This window comes from Comamonas testosteroni (genome assembly GCF_000761245.1).
GTDB classification, from domain to species: Bacteria; Pseudomonadota; Gammaproteobacteria; order Burkholderiales; family Burkholderiaceae_C; genus Comamonas; species Comamonas testosteroni_C.
The window spans coordinates 240,139-265,303 of sequence record NZ_AWOR01000046.1; the positions used below are offsets into that span (position 1 = coordinate 240,139).

Consider the following 25,165-nt stretch of genomic DNA (forward strand, 5'->3'; position numbering starts at 1 on the left):
ACAGCGATCTCTGCGCGGCGCTTGCGATCCTTGTGCTTCCAGGCGTCCGGCCTCGGCGCGCCGGGCTGGATGGCAGAGCCCGGTCCCTGCGGAAATAGTGACGCCTTTGCTTACATTGAAAATGAGAATTGATATCATTTGAGTTTCGCCCGAGCTTTATCTCCATCGCACCATGTCCGCTGCCGAATCCGTCATCCACCGCGAAGTCAACGCGCTTTACATCGACCATCACGGCTGGTTGCAGGGCTGGTTGCGCAAAAAGGTCGGCAATGCCTTCGATGCGGCGGATCTGGCGCAGGACACCTTTGTGCGCATACTCGGTGTGCGCGAGCCGCAGCAGATTGAATCGCCGCGTGCCTATCTGACCACAGTGGCCAAGGGCGTGCTGGTCAACTGGTGCCGGCGGCAGGCGCTGGAGCGAGCCTATCTGGAGGCTCTGGCCCTGTTGCCCGAACTTGAAGCGCCGTCGCCTGAGCACCGGGCCCTGGTGCTGGAGGCTCTGCATGAGATAGATGCCATGCTTGATGCCTTGCCGCCGCTGGTGCGGCGCACTTTTTTGCTTTCACAGCTGGAGGACATGAAGTACGACGATATCGCCTTGCAGCTGGGCGTGTCGCTGACCAGCGTCAAGCGCTACATGGCCCAGGCTTTCAGGCAGTGTCTGGCGCTGATGGAATGACTGCAATGGATGCACGTTTGCTGGGCGAAGCTGCGGACTGGCTGGTCCGTCTGAACGATGAAGGCCTGACGGCTGCCGAACGCGTCGCCTTCGAGCGTTGGCGCCAGGCCAGTCCCGCCCATGAAGGCGCCTGGATGCGGGCCGAGCGGCTGATGGACAAGCTGGGAGGGTTGCCACCGGCGCTGGCCATGCCGACGCTGGGCCGATCGCAGCGTCGCAGCCGACGGGCCGCAGTGGCCAAGCTGGCTGTTTTGCTGGCCGCCGTGCCTGGTGGCTGGATGAGCTGGCGTGTGGCACAGCAGCAGGGATGGGCAGCCGATCTGCGTACTGTCGCGGGCGAGCAGCGCCTCGTGACATTGGCCGATGGCAGCCGTTTGCTGCTGGATACAGGAACGGCCGTCGATATCCGGTTTGATGCCAATCAGCGCCTGATACATCTGCACCGGGGCTCGATCCTGCTGGAAACTGCCGCCGATCCCAGTGGCGTGGACCGGCCGTTGCTGGTGGCGACGGCCGTGGGGCGCCTGCGGGCGCTGGGCACACGCTTTTCGGTGCAGCAGAACAGCGAGGGCAAATTCGTGGATCTGGCCGTAACCCAGGGTGCGGTCGAAGTCACATTACTCGGAGCCTCCCGGCCCGCGCTGGTGGTGCCTGCGGGCAACTGGGCGAGGTTGACTGCGCTGGGTGCAGGGGGGCTGCAGACGGTACGACCGCAGCAACTGGCCTGGGTGCACGGCATGCTGGTGGCGGACGCCATGCCCATGGCAGAAGTCTGCGCCCAGCTGTCGCGTTACCGGCCCGGCCTGCTGCACTGTGCCCCGGAGGCGGTGTCCATCAAAGTCTCGGGCGCGTACCCCTTGGCCGATACCGACCGGGCCTTGGCCATGCTGGTCGAAACCTATGCGGTGACGGTGCACCGGCGTTGGCAGGGCTACTGGGTCACGGTGGCGGCCCGCTGAGTTCACAAGCAAGGCATCTTCTAAAAAATGCACGAAGGTGAGACTTTCTGGAAAGTTGTTTGGCAAGCAAGGTGAACCACTCATTTTTGCTTCCAAAGGACTGTCTTTCATGCCTGCTTCCATGGCCTCTCGTTCCCTATCGAATCCTGTATTCAGCCCCGTTGCGCGCGCCGCGCAGCTTGCCTTGCTGGGCTGGGCGCTGGCGGCGACCTCCGTGCAGGCTGCCGAGCCGCCAGCAGCTGGGCAGGCTCAGGCCTACCGGATAGAAGCAGGCCCACTGGGCCGGGTGCTGTCCGAGGTGGCGGCTACGGCCGGCATGGCACTGTCGTTCGATCCTGCGCTCACACAAGGTCGGCAAAGCCCGGTGCTTTCCGGCAGCTATACGCCGCGCGAGGCACTGCAGCGCCTGCTGGCTGGCAGCGGGCTGGAGCTGGTGTCACGCTCCGGCGGCAGCTATACCCTGCAAAGGCAGGCCGTGGCGCCCGTCTCGAGTGAAGAGGGCAGCACGCTGTCCGAGGTGCGCGTGACGGCCCAGGCCGAGCGCAGCGGCACCACGGAAGGCACGGGCAGCTACACCCAGACGGGGCCCAGCCGCACGGCCACGGGCCTGGGCCTGACTCTGCGCGAGACGCCGCAGTCGGTGAGCGTGATGACACGCCAGCGCATGGACGACTTCAAGCTGGAGACGCTGGCCGACGTGCTGGAGCAGACGCCGGGCATTGGCGTCTATCGCCAAAACAACGCGACGGACTTCCAGGCCCGCGGCTCGGAGGTGAATCTGCAGGTCGACGGCATGTCCCAGCTCAGCAATGGCTGGTACTTTGTCACCAGCACCATGTATGCGCTGGACGATATGGCGGAGATGGACCGTGTCGAGGTTCTCAAAGGCTCGTCGGGACTGGTTGTCGGCAAGGGCGGCTATGGCGCCACCGTCAACCTGATCCGCAAGCGTCCCACCCGTGAGTTCCAGGCCAGCGTGCGCGCCAATGCCGGCAGCTGGGATACCTACCGTGCGCAGGCCGATATAGGCGGCTCGCTCAACGAGGCGGGGACGCTGCGTGGCCGCGTGGTTGCGTCCATGACGGATGCGGGCAGCTTTCGCGACAACGAAAAGAGCAACAGCAAGATGCTGTTCGGCACACTGGAGGCTGACCTCACTCCCGATACCCTGCTGAACCTGGGCATCACGCTGCGTCAGCGCGAGACTCGCGGCTTTGGCACGACCCGACCCATCCAGCGCTACACCGCAGCGGGTGCCGAAGTGGGGCTGATGCCGCGCTCGTTCAACAACGGTGCGCCCTGGTCGGGCTACGAGCAGGAAAGCACCGAGCTGTTCGGCAGCGTGGAGCAGCGTCTGGCCCATGACTGGACGGCAAGCCTGAAGTTCTTCCATCAGAGCGTGAAGATGGACGACATGACACTGGGCTATCTCTGGAACAGCACCACCGCTGCCTATCTGCCGTGGCAGGACGTGGAAAACCGCAACTGGTCGATCAATCTCGATGTCAAAGGCCCTTTCACACTGCTGGGCCGCACGCACGAGCTGCTGGCCGGCGTGGGCATGTCGCGCTACCACAGCAGCCTGCTCTACGGCAGCTCAAAGAGCGTACCGCTGGCCAATCTGGGCCTGAGCTATGCCCAGGGCGGCGGCGCGCTGGCCCAGCCAGACTTCAACAACTGGAACTATGACCGCCATGTCTTCAACCAGCGCCAGCGCTATGCCTACACTGCAGGGCGCTTCCGCCTGGCAGATCCGCTGCAGCTGATTGCGGGCATGCGAGTGACGCAGTACCGCCAGCATGACGTGACGCCCACCTGGTGGAATTACGATATGCGCGAAACCGTCACCACGCCCTATGCCGGCCTGGTCTATGAAGTGCACCCCCAGGTCTCGCTGTACGGCAGCTATGCCACCATCTTCAAGCCGCAAAGCGCACAGGATGAGCAGGGACGTACCCTGGATCCCGAGCAAGGCAAGACCTTTGAAGTCGGCGCCAAGGGCGAGTTCCTGGACAAGCGGCTCAACGCCAGCATCGCCCACTTCTGGATGAAGACCGACAACTCGGCCGAGGAAACCGGCGGCTTCACTCCTGGCGGCGATATGGCCTACCGTGCCGTCAGCGGCGCCACGCGGCGCGGCTGGGAGCTGGAGCTGTCGGGTGAGCTGGCGCGCGGCTGGCAGGTGCAGGGAAGTCTGGTGCAGCAAAACAGCTCGCTGACCAGCTCCAGCCTGTATCCCAAGTACCAGCTCAAGCTCGGCAGCACGTACCGCTTCGAGGGTGGATCGCTGCGAGGTCTGACATTGGGAGCGGCCACTCGCTGGCAAAGCAAGACCTCGACCAGCGACAGCCACAACACCCTGGCGCAGCAGTCCTATGCCGTGCTGGACCTGATGGCCCGCTACCAAGTCGACAAGCATCTGTCGCTGAGCCTGAATGTGAACAATCTGCTGGACAAAAAATACTTTGCCGGCGTCAGCAACCTGGGTGGCCTGTACTACACCTGGGGGGCGCCGCGCAGCGTGAACGTGGGCATGCGCTACGACTTCTGAGTGCAGGCAGCACTCCTGCCCTGGAGGCCGCCGGTGCCGTCGGCCTGAGTGCAGCGGCGCTTCAGGCTGGCGATCTCTGCTGCCGCTGCCATGGTTCAGCCAAGGCTCTGTGCTGGCCTGGCGGCGGCAAGCCTGAGCCGCTGCAGGCCCTGCCGCTCAAGCCCGCCTGTGCCGTGGCGGGGGCGGATGACCCTTTTTGGGTTTTCGTTTGTCATACATAGAGACAGGGCTCTGCGGCCTCCTTCGCCCCGGGTTGTCCGGGGCACCCATCTCTCTCTCCTTATGTCATGACCTCCTTCTTTTTAAGCTTCGCGGGCAGCAGCGTTCTATCCCGGCTGCTGGCCGCTGTCCTGGGCGGCTATCTGCTAGCCAGCGCCCTGGCCGTATTCCTGGCGACGGTCCTGTCCGCGCCGCGTGCCGAGTCGGTGCTGGCGGGCATGCTGTGGAGTTTTGCCGTGTATGTGCTGGCCGTGATCTGGGCCTTCTCGCCGGTGTCGCCCAGCCGTGTCTGGCTGGGTCTGCTGCTGCCCACCGTCGTGCTGGCCGGCGCCTCGGCCTGGCTGGCTGGAGGAGCTTGAGCATGGCCGAGCGTAAAAATGCGGGCGGAGCAGGCCAGGGCGGTTTTCGCCAGGCCCAGGCCTGGCTGCACACCTGGTGCGGCCTGTGGTTTTCCTGGTTGCTGTTCGCGGTGTTTTTCACGGGGACGCTGGCGGTGTTCGAGGAGCCCATCTCCCACTGGATGACGCCCGAGCATCACGCCCAGGAGCAGGCGCAGGCGGCCGCCCGAGCCTCGGGTCAGCGTGGGGGCGACCTGGGGCAGCGCCTGGCCTGGGGTTTGGCCTATATGGAAAAACACCACCCGGGAGCCGAGATGTGGGAGCTGTGGCCCTCGGATGCCGAGGGCGCTGGCGACCTCCGTGTTTACTGGTTCGATGAAAAGCGCCAGTACGCCTCGGCCCAGCTGGATTCCGCTACCGGGCAGCCGCTGCTCAGGGACCCAGCTCATGGCGCCGTGCGCGCTACCCAGGGCGGTCACCATTTCGTGGACTTCCACTATCGGCTGCACGCGGGGCAGGCTGGTCTCTGGGTGGTCGGCATTGCGGGCATGGCCATGCTGGTGGCGCTGCTCAGCGGCGTCATCACGCACAGGCGCATCTTCAAGGATTTCTTCACCTTTCGTGCCCACAAAGGTCAGCGCAGCTGGCTGGATGCCCACAATGCGGTGGCGGTGCTGACGCTGCCGTTCCAGATCATGATTGCCTACACGGGGATTGCCATCTCCGCCTCGACATTCATGCCGGCCGGCATTGCGGCCTATTTCGGCACGGGCAGTCAGGGGCTGCACTCCTATGTGGTAGCGCTCAACGAGTCGGACAGGCCTGAGCGTTCGGGCCGGACAATGGCTGTTCCAGACCTGGAGCCGTTTGCTCGGCGCGGTCAGGCTCTCATGGGTCAGCCTGTGCGGGCCGTGGTTGTGGACAACCCAGGCGACGCGGCGGCGCGCATCGGTGTCTACGGCTGGAATAGCGACGAGGAAATGCAGCAGCGCCTGAACCCAACGACTGGCATGGCGATGTTCTCGGCGGCGACCGCAGAGGTGCTGAGGCTGCGCCAGCCTGGCGATGTGGACGGTGCTGGCGCCTCCATGGCCAAGTCGGTGATGGGCAGTCTGCACCAGGTGGAGTTCGGCGGCCAGCCGCTCAAGTGGCTGTATTTCCTCTGCGGGCTGGCCGGCAGCGCCATGATGGCAACCGGGGCCATCCTGTTCATGGTCAAGCGTCGCGGCAAGCATCTGGGCCGGCAGGCTGGCGAGTTCGGCAGCGCCACGGCGCGCGTGTACCGGCTCGTCGAAGGACTCAATGTCGCGGCCATCGCCGGTCTGGGCCTGGGCTGCATAGGCTATCTGTGGGCCAACCGCCTGGTTCCCGTCGGGCTGCCCCATAGAGCGAGTTGGGAGCTAGCGGTGTTCTTCGGGCTTTGGAGTCTGGCGCTGGTGCATGCGCTGGTGCGTGCGCCCGCCGTTGCATGGCAGGAGCAGTTGGGTCTGCTGGCCGCTCTGTGCCTGCTGCTGCCGCTGCTGAACTGGATCACGGTCGGTGACAGTCTGCCTGCGCAGATCGCTCGCGGCGACTGGGAGAGCGCGGGAGTGGAGCTGTGCGCCATGGCGCTGGGATTGCCGGCCGCCTGGGCTTGGCACTATCTGCGGTGCCGCAGCGCCCGTTCGGAAAGCCCGGTTTCAGCGGGCAAGATGGAGGTGGGAGCATGAATGTCTTGCAAGCATCGTGGCTGGCGTTTGCGCTGAGCTTTGCGGGCATGGCGGCGCTGGCGTTTGCCATGGAACGCCACCACGAGCAGCTCACGGCTGCCATGGAGATCTCTGCGGCGCGAGCGCGGCTGCTGCGCGCAGTGGGAGCGGGGCTGCTGGCTGCGGCGGTCATGCCCTGCGTACAGGCCTGGGGCTGGAGCGTAGGCGTCGTGGCCTGGCTGGGCTGGCTATCGGCAGGCGCATTGCTCGTCGTTGCCCTGATCAGCATCGCTGCCCGCGGGGCCGCTGCGGCTGCCTGCATTCTGGCTGCGGCTGCAGCGATCATGGCCGCTGTCTGGAGCGCCTGAGATCGCGGTGGTGGCCGGCATCGGTGGCCACGATCAGCTCATGGTGCATGGCCGCATCCGTGCATCTGGCGTGTGGCGGGCAGATGCTTTTTTCGAGTGCTGTGCTGTCGGGGAGCACAGAATCATGCAGAGCGTGATGAAAAAAGGATGCAAAAAAGGGATGCAGTTGCATCCCTTTTTTGACAGTGGCCGGAGGCCTGGCGTGCCGGGCTGCAACAAGGCCTGTTGATTACTTGACAGCTGCTCGAGCGGCTTCCGCCTTGGCCTTGGCTTCGTCCAGCTTCTTTTGCAGAGCGGCGGCTTCCGCTTCAGCCTTCTTGGCCTCTTCTTCCTTGGCCTTCTTGGCTTCGGCTTCCTTGTCGCCGCCACCCATGGCGCCAGCAATGGCATTACCAGCCATGGTGCCAGCAACGGCGCCGACGGCTGCACCGGCCATGGTGCCCATCATGCCGGAGCCACGAGCAGCAGGAGCGGCTGCAGCGGCGGGAGCGGCCGCAGGAGCTGCCGCTGCGGCTGCGGGTGTGGCAGGTGCAGCAGCCTTGGGCGCGGCGGCGGCAGGAGCCACGGGTGCGGGCTGAGCGGGCGCCTTGCTGCCGATGCTGGCAGGGCGAACGGACTTGCTGCTGCCCATGCGCTTGGCCTGAGCCAGGGAAGGCACGGTCAGCGATGCGATGGCGATGGCAATCACGGAGGCAGCAGCACGGTACGAAGTCTTCACGAAATGGATTCCAGTCATGGTTGTCATAGATGGCAGCCTGCACTCTGACGAGCGAAGACAACCAGCATGCCTTGCGACGCTTATCGCGTCAGGCTTGCTTGCTATGGTATTTAAAGTCGAGAGGTGGATTTTCAAGGTGCTGAACTGAAACTGTCCGTAAAAGGACAGGGCTCAGACCCTGGCGGCCGGATGTTGTGTGATGTATGAGGCCGCACGCTATTGTAGGAACACTCTGCATGCGCAAAAGTTCCAGTAGTCTTCAATGCAGGGAAATAGTCCTGAAGTGCCCCGCAGCGCTTGGTGCGTGAGCGGGGCATGCTATCGAGTCAGAGGAAAGTTGGTTTAGCGCTTCTGGTGCAACTGCACCCAGTCGAGAAAGCGTGTCATGTACTTGACGAGGAAGTCATGGCTGCCCTGGCCGATCTTGCCGTCGGCGTCGAGCAGCGTGTCGGACCAGCGCACAAAGCCTTCGGGCTGGGGCAGGGTGGGCATGTCCAGCGATACCAGCACATTGCGCAGGTGCTGCTGGGCCATGGCCGTGGCGGCCGCGCCGGGCGAGCTGCCGATCACGGCGGCCGGCAGTCCTGCCCAGACGGATTGGCCATAGGGACGGCTCAGTCCATCGAGCACGTTCTTGAGCGATGCGGGGATGGAGCGGTTGTATTCGGGCGTCACGAACAGAACGCCGTTGCAGCCGCGAATCAGGGGCTTGAGGTCGTCGAAGGGTTTGAAATCGGGGGTGTTGTCGAAGTCGCGGTTGTAGACCGGCAGGCGGCTGATATCGATGAATTCGAAATCGGCCTTGTCCTGCATGAGTGCGGCCAGGCCCTGGCCGAGCTGGCGGTTGATGGACTGCTTGCTGAGGCTGCCCACGATGACGGCGATTTTGAGTTGGCTCATGCTCTGACCTTTCGACTGGGTTGAGGAAGATGCATGGCACTGTAGCAAAGCTGCCGGGGATTGCCGCGCCGCAGCGGGCGCAAAAAAGCCGCTGACTCTGGATGACAGAGCCGCGGCTGATGGAGGCGGGTGCTTGTCGCCGCCTATTTGAGCACTTCCAGCAGGCGATCCAGGCCGCCTTCGTTGATGGCGACCTTGGCCTCGTTGCGCACGCGCGGCTTGGCGTGGAAGGCCACGGACAGACCGGCTGCCTGCATCATGGGAATGTCGTTGCTGCCATCGCCCACGGCAATGCATTGGCTGGCATCGATGCCGATCAGCGAAGCCACTTCCAGCAATGTGCGGCGCTTTTCCGCGCCGTCGCAGATATCGCCCCAGGCCTGCTCGACCAGACCGCCGGTCAGTGCACCGTCCCTGATCTCCAGCACATTGGCACGCACAAAGTCGATATTCAACAGGCCGCGTACATGCTCGGCAAAGTAGGTAAAGCCGCCGGAGACCAGCAGCACCTTCAGGCCGGCGGCCTTGGCGGTCCTGACCAGGGTTTCTGCGCCTGGCGAGAGTTTCAGGCGTTCGGCCAGAACGCGGGCCATGTCGGCCTCGGTCACTCCGACCAGCTTGCCCACGCGCTGGCGCAGGCTGTCCTTGAAGTCGGTGATTTCGCCGCGCATGGTGGCTTCGGTAATCGCCGCCACTTCGGCCTTCTTGCCCGTGGCGTCGGCGATCTCGTCGATGCACTCGATGGTGATCAGCGTCGAGTCCATATCAAAGGCGATGAGCTTGTAGTCCGCCAGCTTCTGGGGGGCGGTAAAGCCGCGGATCATCAGGCCGGGAGCGAATTCGGTGGCGTCGGTCATTGCGAGTCGTGCGAATGAGGGGGTAGCAGAAAGGGGAATGGCGGAGATCGGGTCTGCTCCATTGCCCAAGGTGGCCGCCATTATCCGCTGTTGTTGCGGGCTTCGGCTGGCCATTCACCCCTGAGTCTGTACCCCTGGTGCTGCACGAGGCGGCACCTACTGCGGCTGAATGCCTGCTGCCTTGACCAGCTCGGCATGCAGCCTGATGTCCTGGGCCACGGTCTGCCTGAGCTGCTCTGGCGTCGATGGCGCGACTTCCATGCCGTTTTCACCCAGCTTGGTCTTGATCTCGCTGTCCAGGGCAACGCGCACGGCGCGGTTGAGCTTGTCGATCACGGGCTGCGGCGTCTTGGCCGGGGCGAACAGGCCGACCCAGGCCGAGAGGCTGAGGTCGGCAAAACCGCCTTCGGCCATGGTCGGGATGTTGGGCAGCATGGCCGCACGCCTGGGCGCCATCAGAGCCAGGGCATGCAGCTTGCCAGCCTGGATATGGGGCAGGGCTTCGGGCAGCACGGCAAACAGCATGTCCACATTGCCTGCCAGCGTATCGTTGACGGCCGGCGCACCGCCTTTGTAGGGCACGTGCAGCATCTTGGCCTGGGTGCGCGTCTCGAACATCAGCGCGGCCAGGTGCTGGGGGCTACCGTCGCCGGAGGAGGCAAAGGTCAGCTTGCCCGGTGCGGCCTTGGCTGCCGCCACCACGGCAGCCACGCTGGGGAATTTCTGCCTGTCCTTGACCACCAGCACCATGGGCTGGTTCACCAGCTTGCTGATGGGCACAAAGTCGGCCTCGGGGTCATAGGGCAGGGATTTGAAGATGCTCTTGTTGGTGGTCAGGAATGAGGCCGGCGAGACCATCAGCGTGTAGCCGTCCGGGGCAGAACGTGCCACGGCCGGAGTGCCGATCTGGCCCGAGGCACCGGCGCGGTTGTCCACCACAAAAGGCTGCTTGAGTTCGCTGGCCAGCTTTTGCCCGACCACACGGGCAATCATGTCGGCGCTGCCGCCGGCAGGCAGGGCGACTATGACCTTGACAGCACGCTCGGGATACGCGTCCTGTGCCTGGGCCGCGGCGGCAAAGCCTGCCGCCAGCGCACAGGCCAGTGCGGGGCGGGTCATGGCATGAGCGGCATGGCGAATATGGCCGTAGACAATGTTGCGAACGGGTTGGAGCAGCATGCGATCCCTCTTTCATCAAGATATGCACCACCTTGGTGACGGCAGCGGTGCGATAGCCCAATGATGAGCAAGCCCTGTGCCAGATGCCTTGGCGTTTTGCCTGATGGGAAAGATGCGGTTTGCGCAGTGGCCGGGAAAGTGGCAGGGCTGATGCGGCAGAGCTGATGCGCCTCGACGGCCTCAGCTTTCAGGATTGCCAGGCGGCTGCAGATACAGGGCATCGGACCAGGTGGCGACCCAGTGCGGGCGAAACACCACGAATACCGCCGTCAGCATGCCGGTGGTCACGCCATCGCTCCAGGCCATGAGCCAGCGCGCCATGCGCGAGAGTTCGTCGTTGACATTGGGCAGCACATGCCCTGCCCATTGACCGAGCAAGGACGCGACGAACACGCACAGAACCGTGCCCAAAAAGCCGCGCAAGAAAATAAAGACAAAGATGTTGTGCCAGCACCAGCGGCGTACCGCTGCACCCCAGAGCATGGCCAGCGTGGCCGGCACCAGCCCCTGCCAGACTGCCATGCCCAGAGCGTCCTGCAGTCCAAGTGCGGGAGCCAGTGCATAGGCGATAGCGCTTGTCGCAATCAGTACGGGCACTGCAAGCGGCCAGCCGATCAGAAGCAGCACCAACGGTGCACCAGACCAGTGCAGTTGCAAAGGCATTTTGTGCAACTCAGGCAGCGCCCAGACCCAGGGCAGCAGCACCAGAACGGCCAGCAAGGGCGTGAGCAGTGGCGACAGTACCGGGTCCTGCATACCGCCAGGGCCGGCCCGGCTGCCCAGCATGTGCCAGGGGCGGCAGAGCAGGGCCAGCAACAAGGCCAGCAGGGCAATGGCGGCTTCAAGAAACATGGCGGCTCGGAAATTCAGGTTCCGCCGCCATCTTGCACCGTCTGCATCGGACTGGGCTCAATAGCCCTGCTGGCTTTGTCAGCAGCCTTGTCAGGCATGAACGGCTGTTTCGCTCTTGAGCGGCTGGCCCAGGCTGCGCAGCACATCGCGCACCATCTGGGCACGGTCCTTGGGGTTCTCCAGCTCTTTTTCGATGCGCAGCTTCTCATTGCCCGCCAGCTTGATGTGCTTGTTCTTCTGGATCAGGTGAATGATGTTCATGGGATCGATCGGCGGCTGAGGCTTGAAGCTGATGTTGATCACGCCGGGGGCGGCATCGACCTTGACCACGCCATAGGGCTGGCTCAGCACGCGCAGACGGTGCACGTCGATCAGGGTCTGGGCCTGGGGCGGCAGCTTGCCGAAACGGTCCACGATTTCTTCGAGCAGGGTATCGATCTGATCGGCTGTCTTGGCCGTGGCCAGCTTCTTGTAGAACGACAGGCGCAGATGCACATCGCCGCAGTAGTCATTGGGCAGCAGGGCCGGGGCGTGAAGATTGATATCGGTGGAGGCCGACAGCGGCGAGAGCAGATCTGGTTCCTTGCCGGCCTTGAGGCTGCGCACGGCTTCGGACAGCATCTCGTTATAGAGCTGAAAGCCCACTTCCATCATGTTGCCGCTCTGGTTTTCGCCCAGCACCTCGCCGGCGCCACGGATTTCCAGGTCATGCATGGCCAGATAGAAGCCCGAGCCCAGCTCCTCCATCTGCTGGATGGCCTCCAGCCGCTGCTGGGCCTGCTTGGTCAGGCCGTCCAGGTCCGGCACCATCAGATAGGCATAGGCCTGATGGTGGCTGCGTCCCACGCGGCCGCGCAGCTGGTGCAGCTGCGCCAGACCGAACTTGTCGGCGCGGCTGATGAGAATGGTGTTGGCCGATGGCACGTCGATGCCGGTCTCGATGATGGTCGAGCACAGCAATATGTTGTAGCGCTGGGCCACGAAATCGCGCATCACACGCTCCAGCTCGCGCTCGGGCATCTGGCCGTGGGCCACGGCGATGCGTGCCTCGGGCAGGATTTCCTCCAGCTTTTGCTTGCGGTTCTCTATGGTCTCGACCTCGTTGTGCAGGAAGTAGATCTGTCCGCCGCGCTTGAGCTCGCGCAGCACGGCTTCGCGAATCACGCCCGTGCCCTCGTTGCGCACAAAGGTCTTGATGGCCAGACGACGCTGCGGCGCCGTGGCAATCACCGACAGATCGCGTAGCCCCTCCAGCGCCATGCCCATGGTGCGCGGAATCGGGGTGGCCGTCAGCGTCAACACATCAACCTCGGCACGCATGGCCTTCATGGCCTCCTTGTGGCGCACGCCAAAGCGGTGTTCCTCGTCGATGATGAGCAGGCCCAGATTCTTGAACTGCGTGGACTCGGACAGCAGCTTGTGCGTGCCGACCACGATATCCACCGTACCGTCCGAGATGCCCTTGATGGCCGCCGTGATCTCCTTGCCCGAGCGGAAACGCGACACCTCGGCCACCTTGATCGGCCATTTGGAGAAGCGGTCCACCAGGGTCTGGTAGTGCTGCTCGGCCAGCAGCGTGGTGGGCGCCAGGAAGGCGACCTGCTTGCCGCCCATGGCCGCCACAAAGGCCGCGCGCAGCGCGACCTCGGTCTTGCCGAAGCCCACATCGCCACAGACCAGGCGGTCCATGGGCTGGGGGCTGATCATGTCCTGCACCACCGCGTGGATGGCCGCGCGCTGGTCGGCTGTTTCCTCGAAGCCGAAGTCGGCCACGAACTGCTCGTAGTCGGCTGCTGGGAAGCGGAAGGCATGGCCCTGGCGCGCGGCGCGGCGGGCATAGATATTGAGCAGCTCGGCGGCCGAGTCGCGCACCTGTTCGGCGGCCTTGCGCTTGGCTTTTTCCCATTGCGTGCCGCCCAGCTTGTGCAGCGGCGCATCGTCGGGCGAGACGCCGGTGTAGCGGCTGATCAGGTGCAACTGGCTGACGGGCACATAGAGCACGGCGTCGGCCGCATATTCCAGGTGCAAAAATTCCTGCAGTGCAGGCGTGCCGTCAGGGTTCTTCTGGCCCATGTCCATGTTGATGAGCCCGCGATAGCGGCCTATGCCGTGATCGGCATGGACGATGGGGTCGCCCACCTTGAGCTCGGAAAGGTCCTTGATCAGGGCCTCCACATCGCTGACCTGCTCCTGGCGGCGGCGACGGCGGCCCGTAGGGCTGCTTGCAAACAGCTCGGTTTCGGTGACAAAGTCCAGGCCTTCCTCGACCCAGGCAAAGCCCGTCATCAGGCTGGAGGTGGCAATGCCGACCTTTTCCGTGGCATCGGCCTGGAATTCGGCCAGAGAATCGAACACGGGCGGGTTGACGCCCGAGGCGCGGAAAAAGTCGAGCAGGCTCTCGCGTCTGCCATCGGATTCGGCCAAAAGCAAGACCCGGTTTGCGCCGGATGCTATATGTTTTTGCAGCTTGGCCAGCGGGTCATCGGCGCCGCGCAGCACGGAAAGGTCTTCGAGCTTCTGGAAGATGGCGCTGTCGGCCACATCTTCGGTGCCCGGGCGCAAGGCCAGCTGGGCATGCTCCTTGCTGCGGGTATAGAACTGGTCGGCGCTGAGAAACAGCGTCTCGGGCGGCAGCGCCGGGTGGTCGGGGTCGCCTTGCACCAGGCGGTAGCGGTCCTTGGTGTCCTGCCAGAAGCGCTGGAAGGCCGGCTCCAGATCGCCGTGCAGCACCACGGTGGCCTCATCGCCCAGATAGTCAAAGACCGTGGCCGTCTCGTCAAAGAACAGCGGCAGGTAGTACTCGATGCCGGCCGTGGCAATGCCCAGACCCATGTCTTTATAGATGCGGCTGCGTGTTGGGTCGCCTTCGAGCAGCTCGCGCCAGCGGCTGCGGAACTTGGCGCGCGCCTCCTCGTCCATCGGGAACTCGCGCCCTGGCAGCAGGCGCACCTCGGGCACGGGGTAGAGGCTGCGTTGCGTGTCGGGGTCGAAGGTGCGGATGGAGTCGATCTCGTCGTCGAACAGGTCCACGCGGTAGGGCTGGAGCGAGCCCATGGGGAACAGATCGATCAGGCCGCCGCGCACCGCATATTCACCATGGCTGACCACCTGGGACACATGCTGGTAGCCCGCCAGCGTGAGCTGGGCCTTGAGCTTGGCCTCGTCCAGCTTCTGGCCCTGCTTGAATTCAAAGGTATAGCCGGCCAGAAACGAGGGTGGGGCCAGGCGATAAAGGGCCGTGGTGGCGGGCACGATGACCACATCGGCGCCATGCTGCTTGTCGCGCTGGTTGATGCGCCACAGCGTGGCCAGGCGTTCGCTGATCAGATCCTGGTGCGGTGAGAAGCTGTCGTAGGGCAGGGTTTCCCAGTCGGGGAACAATGCGCAGCGCAGCTCGGGGGCGAAGAAGGCCATCTCCTCCATGAGGCGGTGGGCATCGGCGGCATCGGCCGTGACGATGGCCGTGACCCGGCCGTCGTGCTTTTCACGCTCGCCCAGCCTGGCCAGCAGCAGCGCGTCGGCGCTGCCGACAGGGCGGGGCAGGTGAAAGCGTTTACCGGGGGTGAGCTTGGGCAGTTGCATGGTTTTTCACAGACGAGCGCAGGCAGCGGCGCACAGGTGCGGGCTGGATGCAAAAAAACGGGGACAGATTGAATGCGGGCGAGTCCGGCCATCAAAGGCAGGGCTTAAAGCCCAATCAGCGAGGAGCTGATGGTTGGCAGCGCATTCACTCAAAATGGGGACACCTCAAGGCGATGCAAGCCGAAAGCAGGTCTTCGATGGATCTCACAGGCTTTCGGACGAAATGGTGATTTTAAAATACTGTGCATGACAGATCGGTTTTTCTCGCCTGAGTCCATGACGGACGACAAGGCAAACGCTGCGGCGGCGTCGTCGCCTGCATCTGCACCCCGCTGCTGGGGGCTGATTCCCTGCGCGGGCGTCGGTCTGCGTGCCATTGCCGCAGATTCCCCGGCCCCCGAGCTACCCAAGCAATACCAGAGCGTTGCGGGCCAGCCCATGGTCATGCACACGCTGGCCGCCATGTTGGCGGTGCAGCGCATGCACCGGGTGCTGCTGGTGGTCTCTGCTTCCGATGGCTTTTGGCAAGGGCGCGCCACGGACGCCCGGCTCGGCATTGCTGCCTGTGGCGGAGCCACCCGTGCAGAGACCGTGAGCAACGGCCTGCAGGAGTTGCTGCGCATGGGGGCCAGCGGCGAGGACTGGGTGCTGGTGCATGACGCGGCGCGCTGTCTGGTCGCATCGGCGCAGGTGAACGCCTTGATCGATGCCTGTCTGCCGGATGCGGTGGGTGGGCTGCTGGCGCTGAAACTGCCCGACACTCTCAAGCAGCAGGCCGCCGGAGCGGGCCCGGCGCGTGTGGCGCAGACGGTGGAGCGCAGCGACAAATGGCTGGCTCAGACGCCGCAGATGTTCCGTATCGCAGCCTTGCTGGCTGCGCTGCAGGCGGCGGGCGCTGCCGTGACCGACGAAGCCAGCGCCATGGAACTGGCCGGTCACTCACCCAGACTGGTGCCGGGCGGTGCGCAGAACTTCAAGGTGACCTACCCCGACGACTTTGCGCTGGCCGAGGCCGTGCTGCTGCAGCGCAAGGCGGGTGGCTAGAGGGATTTGGCATCGGCAGGGCTTGACGCACGCAAGAGCGCACGGTGGGCATTGCCATCGGCAGAATGCCGTGCCCGCCCCGGGTCGGCGCAGATAGTATTTAATTTGATAGCTGCTTGCGCTTTATGAGCAAGAGTTTGACAGGGATTTTTATGAATTTTCGTATTGGTGAAGGCTGGGATGTACATGCCCTGGTTCCTGGGCGCAAGCTGATTCTCGGCGGTGTCGAGGTGCCTCACAGCCTGGGCTTGCTCGGGCATTCGGATGCCGACGTGCTGCTGCATGCAATCACCGATGCCTTGTTCGGTGCTGCGGCATTGGGCGATATCGGCCGCCATTTCTCGGATACCGACGCGCAGTTCAAGGGGGCGGACTCTGCCGTGCTGCTGGCCGAGGCTGCCAGGCGCGTGCGCGCCAAGGGCTTCGAGATCGGCAATATCGATAGCACCATCGTGGCCCAGGCGCCCAAGCTGGCACCCCATATCGAGAAGATGCGCGAGCGCATTGCCCAGGTGCTGGAGCTGGATGTGGAGCAGGTCAACGTCAAGGCCAAGACGGCCGAGAAGCTGGGGCCTGTGGGTCAGCAGCAGGCCATGGAGGCTCGTGCCGTGGCCTTGCTGGTGCGGACTGCTTAGCTTCGTTTGGCGCAATGGCCGCTGCGAAAGCCGGTCATGAATCGCTGTAGAGGGCTTGCACTTCGGCCCCGGTCAGGGTCGGGGTGTCATTGGCCAGCGCGTAATAGTCTGGCTTCTCGTCGATATAGATCTGCTGTGCCAGTGTCAGTCCCTGGGCGTCCTGAAACAGCCCGGCAGATAGGAAGTGCTCGTTGTTTGCCAGCAGACGGTAGAAGAGGTGGGTGCCGCAGCTGCTGCAGAAGGCGCGCTCCGCCCATGGCGAGGAGGCATAGCGCGTGACGGGGCCGCTGGTCTGCACTGCTGTGCCGCCATGCAGGGTGAAGGCAGGGCCTTCTCCCCAGCGCCGGCACATGCTGCAGTGGCAGACATGAACTTCGTGGGTATCGGGTGCGGTGACGAGAACGGCTTTGCACAGGCATCGGGCTTGCATGGTGAACTCTCCGGCAGATGGTTGAAAGGCGATGCCGATTGTGCAATGAGGTGGGTCGATTCAGTCTTGCCCTACCTCATCGTCTTTCTTGTCGCGCGGCAGATTGCGCTTGACCTGGGGGCGCTGCAGGCGTTGTTCGGGTGCAGCACCGGCTGTCACACCCATGGCGCGCTGCAGCTGCAGATGGGCGACCAGGCCGCCCGTCGATGAATTGGACAGGGCAAACATGCCGCCCATGCGCTGAACCGTCTTGTCCACGATGGACAGCCCCAGGCCTGCGCCTGCAGCTGCCGTGCGTGCAGTGTCGCCGCGGAAGAAGGGCTGGGTCAGATTGGCCAGTTGCTCGGCCGGCACGCCCTTGCCATGGTCGCGGATACGGATGACCACCCATTTTTCGCTTTCCTTGGCAACCACATCCACCTCGGTCGTGTCGGTGGATGGGGTCTTGCCGTAGCGGCGTGCGTTCTCGAAGAGATTGGAGATCACGCGTGCCAGCTCCACCTCATCGGCCATGACATAGAGGTCTTCGGGCACGTTCATGGTGATTTGCAGCTCACGATGGTCCTGCACTGCATAGACGCAGGAGGCAACCACGGCGTGCAGATCCACGGGGCTGAGCATGACGCGATGATCGGGGCGGGCGTAATCCAGGAATTTGTCGATGGTGGCGTCCAGTTGAACGATGTCGGCCACCATATGCTCGCGCGCCACATCGTCATAGACGCTCATCTCGGTCTCCAGGCGCAGCCGCGCCAGCGGCGTGCGCAGGTCGTGGGAGATGCCGGCCAGCATCACGGCACGGTCCTGCTCCAGCTTGGCCAGCTTCTGCGCCATGCGGTTGAAGCCGATGTTGACTTCGCGGATTTCGCTGGTCACGGCCTCCTCGTCGAGCTGGCTGGCATCGAAGTCACCCTCGCGCACTCGGTTGGCCGCGTAAGACAGCTGTTTGAGCGGCCGGTTGATCAGGCGGGCGATGGCGGCCGCGCCGATGAGCGACAACAGGGCGGCCGTGATCAGCCAGATCAGCCAGGTCTGCCCGCTGGCAGGAGTGAAGCGCGACTGGTCCATCAGCATCCAGTTGCGGTCGCCGTTGATGGTGAAGCCCACCCACAGACCGGGCTCCCCGTTGACGCTGCGCGCCACCACGGTACCGTAGCCCAGGCGGGTGGTCAGCTCCTCGGTCAACTTCTGGCCAAGGGCGTTTTGCTCCAGCAGCTCGAAGGAGTCGCCGGGCTCGCGGGGCAGAATGCGAACGCCTTCCTGGTCGGCCATGGTCTTGATCAGGGAGACGCGATTGATCGCGTCCGAATGCTCGAGGGCAGCGCGGCTCAGGTTGACCAAAGAGGCTACTTGCTTGGCCGTTTGCAGCGTGCGTGGCTCGAAATCCAGTGCCCGCAGTGTCTGCAGCCAGGCCAGAATGCTGCCCACCAGCAGCAGGGCCAGCAGGCAGAAGGTACGCCAGAACAGGTTCAGCCCCACAGGGGAGCGAGCTGTGCTGCGCCGCTCGTACTCCAGAGGTACGGGGCTGGTGGCGTCGGGCGGCGGATGGTGAAAAGCGCTCATGAACAGCAATGCGGAAATAACTGGACCCGAGGGTACGCCCAATATGGGCAGCACGGGTTACGGTTTGTCCAAAAAGTGTCTATCTACTGGTGGTTGTTGAAAGAGCTTGACTTATGGGCCTTATGGGCCAGCACCCAAGCGCAACAAGCCGCGCAGCAGGCGGCTTGTTGCAATGGAGTTGGGCAAAATCAGTTCATGCCATCGGGTACGAACACATAGCCTACGCCCCAGACGGTCTGGATATAGCGTGGTGCGGCAGCGTCTTCCTCGATCAGCTTGCGCAGGCGGGAAACCTGCACGTCCAGGCTGCGGTCGAATGGCTCGAATTCGCGGCCACGGGCCAGCAGGGCCAGTTTTTCGCGCGACAGAGGCTGGCGAGGGTGGCGCACCAAGGCCTTGAGCATGGCGAATTCGCCGGTGGTGAGTGGCAACTCCTCGCCATTCTTTTGCAGCACGCGGGTGCCCAGGTCGAAGGTGAAGGGGCCAAAGGTCACCACCTCGTTGTCGCCCGAAGGAGCGCCCGGTGCTTCCTGAGGAGGGCGGCGGCGCAGCACAGCATGAATGCGGGCCAGCAGTTCGCGGGGGTTGAAGGGCTTGCCCAGGTAGTCGTCGGCACCCACTTCCAGGCCCACGATGCGGTCCACATCCTCGCCCTTGGCGGTCAGCATGATGATGGGGGTGCGGTCATTGGCAGAGCGCAGGCGGCGGCAGATGGACAGGCCATCCTCGCCGGGCATCATCAGATCCAGCACGATCAAGTCGACAGTCTCGCGTAGCAGGATGCGGTTGAGCGCCTTGCCGTCCTCGGCAATCATGATCTCGAAGCCTTCCTGCGTCAGATAGCGGCGCAGCAGGTCGCGGATGCGTGCATCGTCATCCACCACGAGGATCTTGTCAGTACGGTTGTTCGTCGTTGCCATGATCGTCCTTGTCGATTTATTTGTAACTGGCCCATTGTTATCGCTAGATCAAAAAAATCCAGCAAAACAGGGTCAAGTCTTGCCACTTGTTACGATTGTTGCGTTTATTAATGGAACAATAAATGTTTCATGAGGAACTTTTTAAAAGTATTTTGCACTATTGTTTCAGTGTTCGTTCTGTTGGTGTGTCGAATACGGAGTATTCGTACATAAAGTCACACTCTGGGCTGACATGCTGCGCTGCAGCGACTTTGCGCAATGGTGAAATGCATGTGTATCTGCATGGCCTGATTTACTTACAAGGGTGAACCGCATGAATCAATTTTCCAAGTCTTCCTCTTCCTCTCGCGCCGCGGCTGCCGCACTTGCGCTGGCTGCGGCCTGCGCTGGCGGCAATGCATGGGCCCAGGGCGCCGCGCGTGACATGCAAAGACCTGCCAATGTGGTGCAGCTGTCGGCTCAGGGAACCGTGGAGGTCAAGCAGGACTGGATGACGGCAACCCTGTCTGCCAGCAAGGATGGTCGCGATGCTGCGTCCGTTCAGTCCCAGTTGCAAAAGATCGTGGAGTCCGCCATGACCACGCTGCGTAACGATGCACAAGGTCGGCAGATGGAGTTGAGCACAGGTAATTTCTCCATCTCGCCGCGTTATGGCAACAACGGCAAGATCGAAGGCTGGCAGGGCCAGGCCGAGATCGTGCTGCAGGGGCGCGACTTCGTGCGCATCACCCAGGCTGCGGCCAAGGTGCAGGACATGGCGCTGGCTGGCATGAGCTTTGGCCTCTCGCGCGAAGCACGGGAAAAGGTGGAGGGCGAAGCCCAGGCCAAGGCGATCGAGAGCTTCCGTCAGCGTGCTGCGGCCATCTCCAAGAGCTTCGGTTTTGCGGGCTACAGCCTGCGCGAGGTCAATGTGAGCAGCAGCGGCGGTGGCGGGCATCCCATGCCTCGCCCGCGCATGATGAGCATGGCCAAGGCCAGCTATGCCGATGCCGCACCTGTGCCGGTAGAGGCGGATCGCACCGAGGTGACGGTCAGCGTCGGTGGCTCGATTCAGATGCAGTGATCGGAGCGGCGCTGCGCATATAAAAAAGGAGCAGCTTGCGCTGCTCCTTTTTGATTTTCATCATGATTTGATGCTGAATATGGCTACTGGCAAGCGCTAGATGCTATCTAATTGATAGATGCAATTGCGCAAGCCCTGTAGTGTCTACTGTGCTGCCCAGCCTCCGTCCATATTCCATGCCACGCCGCGCACATTGTTGGCCGCGGCCGAGCAGAAGAAGACGGCCAGCTCGCCGAGCTCTTCGGGCGTGGTGAACTGCATCGAAGGCTCTTTTTCTCCCAGCAACTGTCTGGTGGCGTCTTCATTGCTGATGCCTTGGGCGGCAGCCTTGGCATCCACCTGCTTTTGTACCAGCGGCGTCAGCACCCAGCCGGGGCAGATGGCGTTGCAGGTCACGCCGGTGGTGGCGTTTTCCAGTGCCGTCACCTTGGTCAGGCCGACGATGCCGTGCTTGGCGGCGACATAGGCCGATTTTTCGGCCGAGCCGACCAGGCCGTGTACCGAGGCCACATTGATGATGCGGCCCCAGTTGGCCTGCTGCATGGCGGGCAGGGCCAGGCGCGTGGTGTGGAAGGCGCTGCTCAGGTTGATGGCGAGGATGGCATCCCACTTCTCCACGGGGAAGTCCTGCACCTTGGCCACATGCTGAATGCCGGCGTTGTTGACCAGGATGTCGACGCGGCCGAACTCGGCAGCGGCGTATTTCATCATGGCCTCGATGTCGGCGGTCTTGCTCATGTCAGCACCGTGGTAGCCGACCTGGATGCCGGCTGCCTTGCCGGCATCCAGTACCTGGGCGCGTGGTGCTTCGACGTCGCCAAAGCCGTTGAGCACGATATTGGCACCCTGGCGTGCCAGAGCGATTGCGATACCTAGGCCGATTCCGCTGGTCGATCCCGTCACGAGAGCGGTTTTGCCTTTCAACATGGACATACAAGGTCTCCGAATGAATTACGATGCGACACAGCCATTATCGGCTCCGGTCCTGAAAACGCGTTCTCCATGAATCAACCTACGCTGAATTACGTATCGTGTCCCGGAGCCTCTGCCATGGCTCCCAGCTGGGCCAGTTCCCAGCGTCGCCAGCAGGTCGAGGTTCAGCCCGAGGGCACGCACCGCATGGCGTACTGGGAATGGAACCGTACCGGCAATCCAAGACATCCTCATGTCATCGTCTGCGTGCATGGCCTCTCGCGCCAGGGACGAGACTTTGATGTGCTGGCCACCGAGCTCAGCCGCTTTGCCCGCGTGATCTGTCCCGATGTGGTCGGGCGCGGCGAAAGCGACTGGCTGGCCGAGCCCATGGGCTACCAGGTGCCGCTGTATGCCGCCGATATGCTGGCGCTGCTCGCCCAGCTGCATGCACAGGCGCCGATTGAAACCCTGGACTGGGTGGGCACCAGCATGGGCGGCCTGATCGGCATGGCGGTGCTGGGCCAACCCGGCCTGCCGCTGCCGGTGCCGGCGCGGCGGCTGGTGCTCAACGATGTCGGCCCGGCCATTGAGTGGGAGTCGCTGGAGCGCATCGGCTCCTATGTCGGCAAAAGCTTGCAGTTTCCCAACTTTGAGAGCGCTGCCGCCGCCATGCGCTTGATTTCCGAGGGATTCGGCCCACATAGCGATGAGCAATGGAGCCGGCTCTCGCAAGCCATGATCAAGCCAGATCCCCAAGGGGGGGTGGTGCTGCATTACGACCCCCGTATTGCGGCGCCGATGGCCCTTATGACGCGCGAGACCGCCCAGGCGGGTGAGGCCTTGCTCTGGCAGCTTTACGACCAGATCAAGGCACAGGTCTTGCTTATCAGAGGGGCCGAGTCCGATCTGCTTTCCAGCCGTACCGCCAAGGCCATGACCGAGCGTGGCCCCAGAGCGCATTGCACGGAACTGGAAGGCGTGGGACATGCTCCAACGCTGGTAGTGCCGGGGCAAGTGGCGTTGATACAAAAGTTTTTACAAGGGGATAAGGGTCTGCCTGCGAGCATCAGTCTTGCGCAGCAGGCCCAAGAGGAAGCTGCATGAAGACCAGCGATACCGTAACCACAGTCTCTGACGCTGCACCCAAGCTCACGGAGCCTACGCCGCATCTGATTACCGCCACATCCGAGGTTTTGCCCGATCAAGTCAATGCGCTGGCGCGCGCGCGCGCCTTTGCAGAGCCGCTGATTGCAGGCGAAGTCATGGAGACCGGTGAAAACACCCTGACCCACGCCGACGCCGTGGCCGCCATCCTCAAGAAGATTGGGGGCTCGGAAACCATGCAGGCGGCCATTTATCTGGTGCACGCCAGCGTGCACCTGAACAAGCCGCAGGAAGTGATTGCCAAGGCGTTTGGCGATAATTTTGCGACCCTGGCGGTCGAGACCATCAAGCTCATCCGCGTGCAGCAGCAGGCGCGAGAGGCCGAGTTGAGCAGCCAGCATGTCGATGGCGTGGCCACGCAGACCGAGAACGTACGCAAGATGCTGCTGGGCTTCTCGCGCGATCTGCGCGTGGTGCTGCTGCGCCTGGCGTCGCGCCTGCAGACGCTGCGCTACTACGCGGCCGAGAAGAGCCCGGTCTCGCCAAGCATCGCGCGCGAAGCGCTCTATGTCTTTGCGCCGCTGGCCAACCGTCTGGGCATCTGGCAGATCAAGTGGGAGCTGGAAGATCTGGCTTTCCGTTTTCTGGAGCCCGATACCTATCGCCAGATTGCGCGTCTGCTCGACGAAAAGCGGGTCGAACGCGAAGCCTATATGGAGCAGATGCGCGCGCGCCTCGAGGCGGATTTGCGCGCCCACAGCATCAGCGCCTCGGTTCAGGGGCGACCCAAGCATATCTACAGCATCGTCAAGAAGATGCGCGGCAAGTCGCTGAGCTTTGACCAGCTGTTCGATATTCGTGCCATGCGCGTCATCGTGCCTACGGTCAAGGACTGCTATGCAGCCCTTTCCTGGGTGCATGAGCAATTCACGCCGCTGGAAAAAGAGTTCGACGACTACATCGCCAAACCCAAGCCCAACGGCTATCAGTCGCTGCACACGGTGGTGCGCGATGAAACCGGCCGCACCATAGAGATCCAGATCCGCACCCAGGCCATGCACGACCATGCCGAACATGGCGTGGCCGCACACTGGGCCTACAAGGAAGCCGGCACCAAGGGCTATGCAGGTGTGTCGGCGTCCAGCGAGTATGACGCCAAGATCGCCGTGCTGCGCCAGTTGCTGGCCTGGGGCAGCGACCTGACGGGCTCGGCCCAGCGTGGTCTGTTTGAAGATCGCATCTATGTGCTGACGCCCGATGCGGCCGTGATCGAGCTGCCGCAAGGGGCCACGCCGGTGGACTTTGCCTACTCGGTGCACACCAGCTTGGGCCATCGTTGCCGTGGCGCGCGTGTGGACGGGGCCATGGTGCCGCTGAACACCGCTTTGGAAAGCGGCCAGACGGTAGAAATCAACACAGCCAAGGAAGACCGGCCCTCGCGCGACTGGCTCAATGCCGAGCTGGGTTATCTGGTCAGCAACCGTGCCAAGGCCAAGGTGCGCGCCTGGTTCAATGCCCAGGCCACACACGAAACCGTCTCGCGCGGGCGTGAGGCCGTTGAAAAGCTGCTGCAGCGCGAGGGCAAGACGGCGATCAAGCTTGAAGAGCTGGCTGCACAGCTGGGCTTCAAGTCTGCCGATGCACTGTTTGAAGTCGTGGGCAAGGACGAGTATTCACTGCGCAATATCGAAGTCGTGCTGCGTCCCAGTGAAGAAACGCCAGAGGAAGACGCATTCACTCCGGTGCGCAAGGCGCGTGGTCATGACTCGTCGCGAGGCGGAGTGCTGGTGGTGGGCGTCGATTCGCTCATGACCCAGCTGGCCAAATGCTGCAAGCCCGCTCCTCCGGACGAGATCGGCGGCTTTGTGACTCGAGGCAAGGGCGTCAGCGTGCACCGCTGCGATTGTTCCAATTTCCGCGAGATGATGGCCAAGAGCCCCGAGCGCGTCATTGAGGTCGACTGGGGCACTCCCAAGCAGGTGGACAAGGGCGGACCGGTTTACCCTGTGGACGTTGCGGTGGAGGCGGCCGACCGTCAAGGCTTGCTGCGCGATATCTCGGACGTGTTTGCACGTGAGAAGACCAATGTCATCGGGGTGCAGACCCAGTCCGTCAAGGGGACGGCGTGGATGACGTTCACGGTGGAAGTGGCGGATTCGGGTCGCCTCAACAAGGTACTTGGCATCGTCGCCAGCGTCTCCGGCGTTCGCTCGGCAAGAAGGCGCTGATGTAAGTCCCGATTGCGCCTGACGGTGCTCGATGACAAGAAAATGTTAGCTCTCAAAAAATGAGTGAAAAACCCGTGCTACAATTGCTTCATCGAACAGAACAACAGGCGCGTAGCTCAGCTGGTTAGAGCACCACCTTGACATGGTGGGGGTCGTTGGTTCGAGTCCAATCGCGCCTACCAAACGTGCAGACGAAACCAGAGTTTGCAACAGAAAATGCCCGCTGAAAAGCGGGCATTTTTGTTTTGTCGGTATGAAATCGCTAGCGGAAAACGACATTCAAACAGACATTTTGTCGCAACTGTCGGTTGATTTCTGCCAGTGTCCAAATCCCGCAGCCGATCACCGTCCAGAGCGGAGTAGTGGTTCAAGA

21 protein-coding genes and 1 tRNA gene are annotated in these 25,165 nt (G+C 63.1%); 12 read left to right on the forward strand and 10 right to left on the reverse strand.

All coding sequences use genetic code 11. From position 1 onward, the window contains the following. The first annotated feature begins 172 nt into the window (after positions 1-172). The 6 genes from P353_RS12430 (at position 173) to P353_RS12455 (ending at position 6,802) form a co-directional block, all read left to right on the forward strand. Complete coding sequence (locus P353_RS12430) at positions 173-679, forward strand: sigma-70 family RNA polymerase sigma factor (RefSeq protein ID WP_034369636.1); 507 nt, start codon at positions 173-175, stop codon at positions 677-679. A gap of 5 nt (positions 680-684) precedes the next feature. Then, a complete protein-coding gene (locus tag P353_RS12435; protein WP_034369638.1) occupies positions 685-1,638 on the forward strand; it encodes a FecR domain-containing protein in 954 nt (317 codons plus the stop codon). Between the two features lie 109 nt (positions 1,639-1,747). Continuing rightward, entirely contained in the window at positions 1,748-4,189 is a 2,442-nt protein-coding gene (locus P353_RS12440; RefSeq protein ID WP_034369991.1) for a TonB-dependent siderophore receptor, read from the forward strand. Positions 4,190-4,476: 287 nt separating this feature from the next. Continuing rightward, the gene (locus P353_RS12445) at positions 4,477-4,767 is read left to right on the forward strand and encodes a DUF3649 domain-containing protein (RefSeq protein ID WP_034369641.1); all 291 of its coding nucleotides are present in this window, start codon (positions 4,477-4,479) and stop codon (positions 4,765-4,767) included. Positions 4,768-4,769: 2 nt separating this feature from the next. Continuing rightward, positions 4,770-6,455, forward strand: coding sequence for a PepSY-associated TM helix domain-containing protein (locus tag P353_RS12450; protein WP_034369642.1), 1,686 nt, complete (start codon positions 4,770-4,772; stop codon positions 6,453-6,455). Beyond that, entirely contained in the window at positions 6,452-6,802 is a 351-nt protein-coding gene (locus P353_RS12455) for a DUF3325 domain-containing protein (protein WP_034369645.1), read from the forward strand. Before P353_RS12450 ends, P353_RS12455 begins: the two co-directional genes overlap by 4 nt. A 229-nt stretch (positions 6,803-7,031) precedes the next feature. Here P353_RS12455 and P353_RS12465 read toward each other — a convergent pair whose 3' ends face one another. From P353_RS12465 to mfd, 6 genes are all read right to left on the reverse strand, one after another. After that, entirely contained in the window at positions 7,032-7,547 is a 516-nt protein-coding gene (locus P353_RS12465) for a hypothetical protein (protein ID WP_034369648.1), read from the reverse strand. Between the two features lie 315 nt (positions 7,548-7,862). Beyond that, entirely contained in the window at positions 7,863-8,420 is a 558-nt protein-coding gene (locus P353_RS12470) for an NADPH-dependent FMN reductase (protein ID WP_034369651.1), read from the reverse strand. A 143-nt stretch (positions 8,421-8,563) separates the two neighbouring features. Further along, the gene (gene serB / locus P353_RS12475; protein ID WP_034369653.1) at positions 8,564-9,277 is read right to left on the reverse strand and encodes a phosphoserine phosphatase SerB; all 714 of its coding nucleotides are present in this window, start codon (positions 9,275-9,277) and stop codon (positions 8,564-8,566) included. 156 nt (positions 9,278-9,433) lie between these two features. Then, positions 9,434-10,456 carry a Bug family tripartite tricarboxylate transporter substrate binding protein gene (locus P353_RS12480; protein WP_034369655.1) on the reverse strand — a complete coding sequence of 341 codons (1,023 nt, stop codon included), beginning with the start codon at positions 10,454-10,456 and terminating at the stop codon, positions 9,434-9,436. Positions 10,457-10,636: 180 nt separating this feature from the next. Beyond that, positions 10,637-11,308, reverse strand: a complete 672-nt coding sequence (locus P353_RS12485) for a hypothetical protein (RefSeq protein ID WP_034369657.1) — start codon at positions 11,306-11,308, stop codon at positions 10,637-10,639. A 90-nt stretch (positions 11,309-11,398) separates the two neighbouring features. Then, a complete protein-coding gene (gene mfd, locus P353_RS12490) occupies positions 11,399-14,890 on the reverse strand; it encodes a transcription-repair coupling factor (protein WP_034369659.1) in 3,492 nt (1,163 codons plus the stop codon). Positions 14,891-15,166: 276 nt separating this feature from the next. Between mfd and ispD the strand changes: the two genes are divergently transcribed. Then, positions 15,167-15,934, forward strand: a complete 768-nt coding sequence (ispD, locus tag P353_RS12495) for a 2-C-methyl-D-erythritol 4-phosphate cytidylyltransferase (protein ID WP_034369661.1) — start codon at positions 15,167-15,169, stop codon at positions 15,932-15,934. A gap of 152 nt (positions 15,935-16,086) precedes the next feature. Then, positions 16,087-16,569, forward strand: a complete 483-nt coding sequence (gene ispF, locus P353_RS12500; protein ID WP_003070287.1) for a 2-C-methyl-D-erythritol 2,4-cyclodiphosphate synthase — start codon at positions 16,087-16,089, stop codon at positions 16,567-16,569. Between the two features lie 34 nt (positions 16,570-16,603). On the opposite strand, the gene P353_RS12505 is transcribed toward ispF, so the two are convergent. The 3 genes from P353_RS12505 to ompR all read right to left on the reverse strand — a co-directional run bounded on the left by P353_RS12505 (position 16,604) and on the right by ompR (position 19,482). Continuing rightward, entirely contained in the window at positions 16,604-16,999 is a 396-nt protein-coding gene (locus P353_RS12505; RefSeq protein ID WP_034369663.1) for a GFA family protein, read from the reverse strand. A gap of 60 nt (positions 17,000-17,059) precedes the next feature. Beyond that, a complete protein-coding gene (locus P353_RS12510; RefSeq protein WP_034369665.1) occupies positions 17,060-18,562 on the reverse strand; it encodes a sensor histidine kinase in 1,503 nt (500 codons plus the stop codon). Between the two features lie 188 nt (positions 18,563-18,750). Beyond that, positions 18,751-19,482 (reverse strand): two-component system response regulator OmpR, encoded by a 732-nt coding sequence (ompR, locus tag P353_RS12515; protein WP_003055820.1) that lies wholly within the window; start codon positions 19,480-19,482, stop codon positions 18,751-18,753. 313 nt (positions 19,483-19,795) lie between these two features. Here ompR and P353_RS12520 point away from each other — a divergent pair, with 313 nt between their 5' ends. Beyond that, on the forward strand, positions 19,796-20,545 hold the full coding sequence (locus P353_RS12520; RefSeq protein ID WP_034369667.1) for an SIMPL domain-containing protein: 750 nt from the start codon (positions 19,796-19,798) through the stop codon (positions 20,543-20,545). Between the two features lie 144 nt (positions 20,546-20,689). Here P353_RS12520 and P353_RS12525 read toward each other — a convergent pair whose 3' ends face one another. Then, positions 20,690-21,472, reverse strand: a complete 783-nt coding sequence (locus P353_RS12525) for a 3-hydroxybutyrate dehydrogenase (protein ID WP_034369993.1) — start codon at positions 21,470-21,472, stop codon at positions 20,690-20,692. Between the two features lie 75 nt (positions 21,473-21,547). On the opposite strand from P353_RS12525, the gene P353_RS12530 reads away from it, so the two are divergent. From P353_RS12530 to P353_RS12540, 3 genes are all read left to right on the forward strand, one after another. Further along, positions 21,548-22,564 carry an alpha/beta fold hydrolase gene (locus P353_RS12530; RefSeq protein ID WP_196354056.1) on the forward strand — a complete coding sequence of 339 codons (1,017 nt, stop codon included), beginning with the start codon at positions 21,548-21,550 and terminating at the stop codon, positions 22,562-22,564. Then, complete coding sequence (locus P353_RS12535; protein WP_034369669.1) at positions 22,561-24,792, forward strand: RelA/SpoT family protein; 2,232 nt, start codon at positions 22,561-22,563, stop codon at positions 24,790-24,792. Before P353_RS12530 ends, P353_RS12535 begins: the two co-directional genes overlap by 4 nt. A gap of 105 nt (positions 24,793-24,897) precedes the next feature. Further along, positions 24,898-24,974, forward strand: a tRNA-Val gene (locus P353_RS12540). Positions 24,975-25,165: the final 191 nt, after the last annotated feature.